Annotated in this window: 7 protein-coding genes and 6 pseudogenes; 11 read left to right on the top strand and 2 right to left on the bottom strand. The window is 33.2% G+C overall.

What is annotated here, in order from left to right; translation table 11 throughout:
- Positions 1-317: 317 nt before the first annotated feature.
- Positions 318-894 (top strand): annotated as a pseudogene (locus tag NI462_RS15235) (IS3 family transposase); the annotation flags it as partial.
- Between the two features lie 39 nt (positions 895-933).
- On the opposite strand, the gene repM reads toward NI462_RS15235, so the two are convergent.
- Positions 934-1,881: a replication initiation protein RepM gene (gene repM / locus NI462_RS14470; protein WP_131271510.1), complete on the bottom strand. Its 948-nt coding sequence runs from the start codon at positions 1,879-1,881 to the stop codon at positions 934-936.
- 399 nt (positions 1,882-2,280) lie between these two features.
- Between repM and NI462_RS14465 the strand changes: the two genes are divergently transcribed.
- The 10 genes and pseudogenes from NI462_RS14465 to NI462_RS14420 all read left to right on the top strand — a co-directional run bounded on the left by NI462_RS14465 (position 2,281) and on the right by NI462_RS14420 (position 7,142).
- Positions 2,281-2,919, top strand: coding sequence for an AAA family ATPase (locus tag NI462_RS14465; RefSeq protein ID WP_131271509.1), 639 nt, complete (start codon positions 2,281-2,283; stop codon positions 2,917-2,919).
- A 2-nt stretch (positions 2,920-2,921) separates the two neighbouring features.
- Positions 2,922-3,218 carry a hypothetical protein gene (locus tag NI462_RS14460; RefSeq protein WP_131271508.1) on the top strand — a complete coding sequence of 99 codons (297 nt, stop codon included), beginning with the start codon at positions 2,922-2,924 and terminating at the stop codon, positions 3,216-3,218.
- Positions 3,219-3,306: 88 nt separating this feature from the next.
- A pseudogene (locus NI462_RS15175) lies at positions 3,307-3,835 on the top strand (RepB family plasmid replication initiator protein); the annotation flags it as partial.
- Between the two features lie 121 nt (positions 3,836-3,956).
- Positions 3,957-4,118 carry a hypothetical protein gene (locus NI462_RS14450; protein WP_165493759.1) on the top strand — a complete coding sequence of 54 codons (162 nt, stop codon included), beginning with the start codon at positions 3,957-3,959 and terminating at the stop codon, positions 4,116-4,118.
- Positions 4,119-5,001: 883 nt separating this feature from the next.
- A pseudogene (locus tag NI462_RS14445) lies at positions 5,002-5,154 on the top strand (IS982 family transposase); the annotation flags it as partial.
- Between the two features lie 70 nt (positions 5,155-5,224).
- Positions 5,225-5,620 (top strand): annotated as a pseudogene (locus NI462_RS14440) (transposase); the annotation flags it as partial.
- Between the two features lie 3 nt (positions 5,621-5,623).
- A pseudogene (locus NI462_RS14435) lies at positions 5,624-5,749 on the top strand (IS6 family transposase); the annotation flags it as partial.
- A 52-nt stretch (positions 5,750-5,801) separates the two neighbouring features.
- Positions 5,802-6,077, top strand: a complete 276-nt coding sequence (locus tag NI462_RS14430; RefSeq protein WP_253161186.1) for an antitoxin HicB — start codon at positions 5,802-5,804, stop codon at positions 6,075-6,077.
- Between the two features lie 299 nt (positions 6,078-6,376).
- Positions 6,377-6,625, top strand: coding sequence for a hypothetical protein (locus NI462_RS14425; protein WP_253161184.1), 249 nt, complete (start codon positions 6,377-6,379; stop codon positions 6,623-6,625).
- Between the two features lie 256 nt (positions 6,626-6,881).
- The gene (locus NI462_RS14420; RefSeq protein WP_253161182.1) at positions 6,882-7,142 is read left to right on the top strand and encodes a hypothetical protein; all 261 of its coding nucleotides are present in this window, start codon (positions 6,882-6,884) and stop codon (positions 7,140-7,142) included.
- A gap of 90 nt (positions 7,143-7,232) precedes the next feature.
- Here NI462_RS14420 and NI462_RS14415 read toward each other — a convergent pair.
- A pseudogene (locus NI462_RS14415) lies at positions 7,233-7,471 on the bottom strand (ISNCY family transposase); the annotation flags it as partial.

The raw sequence follows: 7,471 nt of genomic DNA, 5'->3' as shown, positions 1-7,471 counted from the left end.
TAAACAGCTGTATCTAGCGGCTTATGATCCAGAATTGATTACCCGGCATCCGGATTACATAAGCATCGTAAGTTATGCAACTTGCGTAATTTACCTGTCAGGAATCTGTCCACTTATGACTTTCTAAACAGGTACGTGTTTTTGTCATATTTCACCTATTACAGAGTTGCATAACATTAAACAGCTGTATCTAGCGGCTTATGATCCAGAATTGATTACCCGGCATCCGGATTACATAAGCATCGTAAGTTATGCAACTTGCGTAATTATTGTATAATATTTCGGATTTTATATAACTTACTAGCTATTACGCTTAGCTGCATAAACCAAAATCAGGCAGGACTATTGAAGATAAGCGGCTATTACGGCTCATTCGTTCTTCTTATGATGCGAGTTATGGGGTTTATGGTTATTGCTGGATCTGAAAGAGCTGGATGAAAGCTGTGGACCAAATAGTGTGTTCAAGATCATGAAGAACAATGGTATCGCGGCTGTTCGAGGATATAAAAAGCATAAAAGTTATAGTTACTCAATGAAACCTACTCTTACCAAGAATATCTTTTGGATGCACTTCTTATGGCAGCAAGACAAAATGAACGTGGATCATACATTCAGACCAAGGCTTACAATACAGCAGTAAAGACTGGCAGAAATTCTGTCAAAAACATAATTTTTGGTTCCGAGTATGAATCGCCACCTTGCGCAGTATACTGCTCATGTTGGGGAATAAAGCTGTTGCTGAATCCTTTTTAGTGCTTAAAGAGGGAAAGAATTAAAAAGAGGATCTATAAAACACTAGAAATGGACTGTGCAGATGTGTTTGATTATATCGAGATGTTTTACAATCGAATCAGGAGTTATTCATATCTCTATGGTTGTGCCCCTTCAAAATGAGGCTATCTCATCTCTAGGATACTGGGAGCAATCCAGTAACTATTTTTGCTTCCCATATTTTGGTTTATAACCAACATTTAATAGATGTGAAAAATATTTTTTAACATTCTCTTGATCTGTTAATTCGGCTTCAATTCTTTCCTGAAAATCTTCTTGTGTTTCGCCTATTTTTCCAAAATCACGTCCAAAATCTGGATTGTCATCAATATCGCAAAGTTTTTGCGCAAAATATGAAATTTGCTTTGCTGTTAATTTATATAAATTTTCTGGAACTTTATCACTGAGTCTTAGAACGGTATCTTTTTCAAAAAAAGTAAACTCTATATCAGTAATAGTCCTACCTGCTTTTTGCTGGGTATAAGTAACTTCAATATCAGTAAATTTATTGATTTGTTCTATAGCCACTTTTAGAACGCGCTTTTTAAAATCTCCCATTTGAGAGTATTCATCTTCTAGCAAGCCTAATTTCTCTCTAAGATCTGCTATAGGGACATAAAGCTTTCCTGTGGATCTCCAACGTATTAAAAGCTCGTACAGTCGAATAGCGTAAACACTGGTAAGTTGTGAAATTTGCTTAAGTTCATATCTAGTAAATTTTTCTTCAAGCTTAACGAAAAGCGGAAGGATATCTGGAGCAAATATCAACTGTACACAGGCAGCCTCTTTAACATAACCTACTTTAGATACCCATCGACTCTTATAAACTGCTTTTTTTCCTGTAACAGGATCTGTTGTTTTATAATTAAGCCTACGTTCAAATAAATTATCACATGCGGCTTGTAACGCTTCGTATGCTGATTGTCTACCAAGATTGAACTGTTTCATATACTCCGAGGCATGAATCGTTAACATAGTCTCGGCCGTTAATTCTTCCTCAATATCACGGGCAGCAAGAATTGCTATTAAAATTAATCTTTGTTCTGAAAGATTTAGTGCATAAGAAGCTTCAATTAAATTATTATCTTTATAAATTACATTATTGCCCATGTGTCAGTACTAAATTTTTTGATTAACAATACATGGACAATACTACTTAACGTCCATAAATGGAAGTGTTTTTTATAGAAGGAATTTGTCCACTTATGAAAGGAATTTGTCCACTTATATAAAGGAATTTGTCCACTTATATAAAGGAATTTGTCCACTTATATAAAGGAATTTGTCCACTTATTGGTAGGAATTTGTCCACTTTAAGTCTTTGTATCCCAATGATATCAATAGTTACAGCTGACATATAAAGAATAAATTTAAAAATAATATATAAAATAATAAAAAAGAATTATTTGTGGATAACTTTTTAATTAAATGTTTGTCTCGATAGTTGATTTTTACATAAAATCATTTTACATTACTTTAATTATTAAACTTACGTAACTTACATAAAATATGATTATATTAGTTGGTGGTGAAAAAGGTGGGGCTGGAAAAAGCTGCTTATCTCAAAATTTAGCAGTATACCTTCAAACAAAAAACAGAGATGTTCTTTTATTAGATGCGGATCCTCAAGGAACAACAACTGATTGGATAAAAGAGCGTGATGAGAATGATGAATTAAAAGATATTCCTTCAGTTCAAGCTTCAGGTAATATCCGTTCAGTTCTCAAAGATCTGCAAGGTAGATATCAAGACATTGTAATTGATGCTGGTGGGCAAGATTCTGAAGCGTTACGTTCTGCAATGACAATTGCTACTCATATGTTATTGCCTTTTAGACCAAAGCGTAGGGATTTAAAAACATTAGCACATATGGAACAAGTTTTAAAATTAGCTAAAACAGTCAATCCAGATTTGATTGCAAGAGCAATTATTACACAATGTCCGACGTTGCCATCACAAGTTCAGAGAATTTTAGATGCGAAAGATGCATGTAAATCATTTGGTATAAATGCGTTAAATGCAATTACGACTAATAGAAATGTCTATGATGATGCTGATGAAAATGGCCTTTCTGTTTTTGAAGTAAATAGTGATCCAAAAGCAAAAGCAGAGATTAAAAATATTGCTAGTGAATTTTTAGGAATTTAATCATGGCTGGATTAAACGGTTTAAAAAAGAAAGTTGAAATATCTCCGGAAGAACAGTTAGCGGAGGTATTCATATCGGGTGCTGAAAAAAGGGTAAGAGCTTTAGAAACTAAAGAGAAAAAATTTGTTAGATGTACATTTTCTTTGAATGATGAAGTTAATCAGTTAATTGATGAACTGGTAGTTAAAAGTCAAAATGCTCGTGTTAGTAGATCAAGTATCGTTAGAATTGCATTAGAAAATTTGGCTTCAAAAAGCTCTGAAGAAATTAAAGAAATTGTTAATCAACAATTTACGTAATAACTTATTTAAGTTACGTAACTTATTTTTATACAAATTCTTCCTAAAGCATTCTCCTAGATTATGAAAAATCCAAAAATAATTATGTGTGTCTAGAATTTTGGTGGCTATTCATAGAAATACTACAGAGCAACGTCTGATTTTTTTAGCAATAGTAAAAGCGCGGGAAGTAAGTAAAGAAGTTGTGCGAACAGCACCTTAAAAGTCCATGCGTAGCACTATATGAAGCAATTCAATGTAGATAGTAGATAGGCATGCAGCCTATGAAGCGTTAAAGAATGTGGCTAATAGCCTGTTTGAGCGCAAATTCAGCTACAAGAGTATCCATAAGAGGCTACATAGAAGGAAAAGGTCGTTAAATCGCGCTGGGTGTCGAAAATAGCCTATGTTGATTCAGCCGGTATTCTTGAATTGGTTTTTGCTTCAGAGGTCATTCCCCTGATTACCCAATTAGAACAGTCTTTTCCTTGGTATGAGCTCAAACAAATAAGCTCATTAACCAGCAAGCATGTGATTCGTCTTTATGAGTTGCTGATCCAATGGCGTAGTGTGGTAAAACCCCAGTCTTTCTGGTTGATGATTTTCGCTTCAAGCTAGGATTTCCTGTGCACATCTACGTGGCATAGAGGATGTATATAAAAAACTAATGCATGTCTAACTAAAGAGCGGATGTGTGTTCGTGCAATATGTCATTCATTGTTCACTTCAGTAAGAACATGCAACCTAGAGGTTTTAGATATGTCAAAGATAATTAAAATGGATGAGAATGAACTTGACATCGCTATGGCTGCCGCTCATGTTCTTCATAAAACCTCTATCGCAGTAGCTCGTAGTGAAACAGTGCTATATGTTGAATATGATGCATTAGTAAAGCCCCGGAAGGTAGCCTGTCTTGATTAAACGATTGCCTGGGAATATTTCTGGTCTCTCTCAAAGTGCTCTAAAGCGAAAAACGATTAAAATTAAAAAGTATAAAGTTGAGTGGACTACGTAGAATGGTTATTACAGTCCAGAAGATGATTATGCGTTTCTAGAATTTTGGTGGCTATTCATATAATTAGTCAGATTAGAAGAAAACAAGAATAAAAAATTAGAATATAAAAAGTTCAATTAAATCAAATATAAAGAAATCAGAATAGTAATAGTCTTTTAATAAAATAAACTAGAAAATTTTATGAGGTAGAGTACCTTCGCAATTTATCGATTAATTCAAAATTTTTGACTTTAATAGAATTTAGATAAATTTCTATAAAATAAAAACAATTGGTTAAGCTATTGTTTTTAATATATTTATTTTTTAGTGGAAATTCACGTAATTTTATACATTTTAAATAAATGAATTTTTTTATTAAAAATATTATTTAAAATTCAATAAAAAAATATAAGTTATTGAATTATATTGATTTTTTTAAAAATGTTTTTTGTTTACTTTTTTGTTTACTTTTCTCAAACATATTTTAATATACATAACTAAAACAATAACTTATAATGTTGGTGTTATGCGTACAATACGCATAACACCGAGTTGCTTTTTGGTGAATATTTTAGAATTTTTATTTTTTTCTAACTTTATATTTTACAAAATTAATTTTTCTCTTGTTATCTTAATTTTTTGCGTGAAATTTCATTTTTTATATTAATTTATGGGATTTTACAGCTCTATTTGGTTTTAAGGTAGGATATTTCTACTTAACTTGAAATGCCGATAAGTAATTGAATCGAAAAAGAAGGAGAATAGGCCCATTAGTTGTGTTATCACACCAAACTTAAAACGCTAGTCCTTATGTTCGATATTGCTCAATTATTCTGTGTAATTGATGATTTTTTTCTAAAATTTGAAATGACTTATTAGAAAATTCTTAAACAAAGCCACCACTGTTTAATAAATAGAACTGCTCAGCTAAGTATCTCGGAAATCACCTTTATTGCTGTCTGGGCAATCCCTCCTAAAAATAATAGGATCTAAAAGTAGAATTTTCTCTTAAAGTGTAGGCAGGAGATTCTGCATGAAAACATCTAAATTTACTGACAGCCAGATCGTGTCTATTTTGAAATAGACGGAGTCTAGGACACCTGTAGCTGTCCTTTGTCGTGAACACGGCATGAGTCTTTGCACAGCAGTGCTACTCACTATTTAACAAATAACGTGCCAAATATGGTGGTATGAATACATCATTGATGGTGCCGCTGAAAGAACTGGAAGCAGAAAATACTAAACTTAAAAAGATGTATGCAGAAAAACGATTAAAGGCAGAGATTATCCATGAAGCGATAGTAATGAGCAGTACTGCTATGCAAGGGTGAAGCCATTTCACCGACGCCAGATGGCACACCAGGCAGTTGCTCACTCTGCTATTAGTATTCGTCTAGCTTGCCGTGTATTTAGTATCAGGGAAACCTGCTAAGGGACATGCCCACCAAGCCTCGAGTTTAGGCAAATTAAGTATCAATATAATGTTATTGAATATGATTATGGAAAGTTAAAACGTATTATTAATGCTACGCTAGGATTTAAATCAATGAAGACAGCTTAACCTGAAGGCGATGCTGATGTTCCATCAGCCTTCAACAGTGAAATGAGATATGCCTAAATATTCACATGATTATTATCTAACTCAGCAAGAAATAGATGAGTTACGTGCAGATGCAAAACAGGCTTCAAAAGTGATGGCTGCCTTATTCCGCTTTGAGACGGAGATACATTATTCGTATCGAGTTGAATGGGTAGCTGAGAGTGCAGAATACGTAGGCCTTTGCAAAGAATTTCCATCATTATCTTGGCTCGATTCTGACCCGGATAAAGCGCGTTTAGGGATTGAAAAATTAGTTTTTGAAGTTGTAAAGGATATGATTATCTAGGGCGAGAGTGTTCCTGGGATGCAAAAATCTACTCCAAGGTAGCTATGATGTGTGTTGCTAAAATTCAAGTTGTTATTTTATTTTAAATTTTTGATTTTATTAATTAAATCAAAAATATCTCAAAAAATAAAAATAGGTAGAATTACCTATAATATACTGGAATTAAAAGAAAAAGTATGGACACACATCATAGCTACCTTTCCTAAAAAAAGAAGGTACTATGTGTGTTAAGTAGGACCTTTTTACAGAATTTCCTTTAGTTATTTGTTCTGTATAGGCATTGCTAGGAGTACAGCAATATGTCAAAAATGAATCTAGAAAATGAAAGTGACAATGAATCTGAAATTGCTGCTATGGCAGCTCGTGTGCTCCAAGAACGCTTTATTGCAGCCGCTCAAGCTGGGCCGGTGTTATATGTAGAGAATGATTATTTAGTGCGTAAGATTCCGAATGAACTCCCAGTTGTGATTAAACATTTAGAAGGGCGGAATCCTGACATTGCTCAACGCTTTGTTGATCATAGAACTTTTAAAATTAATAGAAAATGAAGTAAGTTTGGACTCATATTCAATGTTATTCCCAAATAGAAATATCCTATAAATTCGAATAAATTGCCTGCTTTTAGACTCATCTCATCATTTTAAAACATAAACATTTTGATAATGTTTTTATATCTAAAAATAGAAATATTTTGCTAATGTTTTACCTTCTTTTTTATGAATATTTTTAAAATATTATTTTTAAAAATCAATTATTTACATGAATTTTAAAAGGTGGTAGTTTGTAGCTTTTAAGGAGATAGTCATGCTAAAGTTCACACACGAAGAATTAGAAAATGAAGATGAAGAAGTTGAAAAATTAGAAAGCCCGGAAGAGGAAGCTAAACATATGGAAGTTACCTTAATGAATTCGGCAGATGTTGAAACACTACTTTTTTTTGAAGAGAACAGTTTCACGCATGATGAAAAAATCAGATTTATTGAAGTACAGGCTAAAGAAAGATTTTTAAAGACAAAACAGTTCCTTGAGAGTTTGGAAGAACTAGGCCTGTGTACCTACAAATGATAAAAAGGAGATTAAGTTGTGGATCTCCTTTTTTATGTGTTTGTTATTCCCAAGTAGAAATGTCCTACCTAATAACCAAATAGAAATGTCCTATATGGACATTTCCAAGTCAAGCACAGGATTCAGATTTCGTTGTTGAATTGCTGTTTTCTGTGCACGTCTGCTTGGCATCTTTTGAGAACGATTACGTTTGTTTTGCTGTTCTAATTCTTCATGCTGCTGTTGGATATGATTCAGGACAGCACCCAACCGTTTATTCTCAACAATCTCTCGCTGATTCAGCTGACTTAATTTATCGAAGAGGCTGTAATTGATCTTTCGGCCATCAT

It is taken from the genome of Acinetobacter lwoffii, assembly GCF_024129715.1.
In the GTDB taxonomy this organism is placed as follows: domain Bacteria; phylum Pseudomonadota; class Gammaproteobacteria; order Pseudomonadales; family Moraxellaceae; genus Acinetobacter; species Acinetobacter lwoffii_U.
The sequence above is the reverse complement of the archived record's forward strand: the minus strand, read 5'-3'. Positions and strand labels throughout refer to the sequence as shown.

What these genes read in the sequence shown, in the direction of transcription:
- NI462_RS14450 (WP_165493759.1), top strand. Translation starts at nt 3,957, where the DNA reads ATGTCAAAGATAATTAAAATGGATGAGAATGAACTTGACATCGCTATG.
- NI462_RS14425 (WP_253161184.1), top strand. Translation starts at nt 6,377, where the DNA reads ATGTCAAAAATGAATCTAGAAAATGAAAGTGACAATGAATCTGAAATT.
- NI462_RS14430 (WP_253161186.1), top strand. Translation starts at nt 5,802, where the DNA reads ATGCCTAAATATTCACATGATTATTATCTAACTCAGCAAGAAATAGAT.
- NI462_RS14460 (WP_131271508.1), top strand. Translation starts at nt 2,922, where the DNA reads ATGGCTGGATTAAACGGTTTAAAAAAGAAAGTTGAAATATCTCCGGAA.
- repM (WP_131271510.1), bottom strand. Translation starts at nt 1,881, where the DNA reads ATGGGCAATAATGTAATTTATAAAGATAATAATTTAATTGAAGCTTCT.
- NI462_RS14420 (WP_253161182.1), top strand. Translation starts at nt 6,882, where the DNA reads ATGCTAAAGTTCACACACGAAGAATTAGAAAATGAAGATGAAGAAGTT.
- NI462_RS14465 (WP_131271509.1), top strand. Translation starts at nt 2,281, where the DNA reads ATGATTATATTAGTTGGTGGTGAAAAAGGTGGGGCTGGAAAAAGCTGC.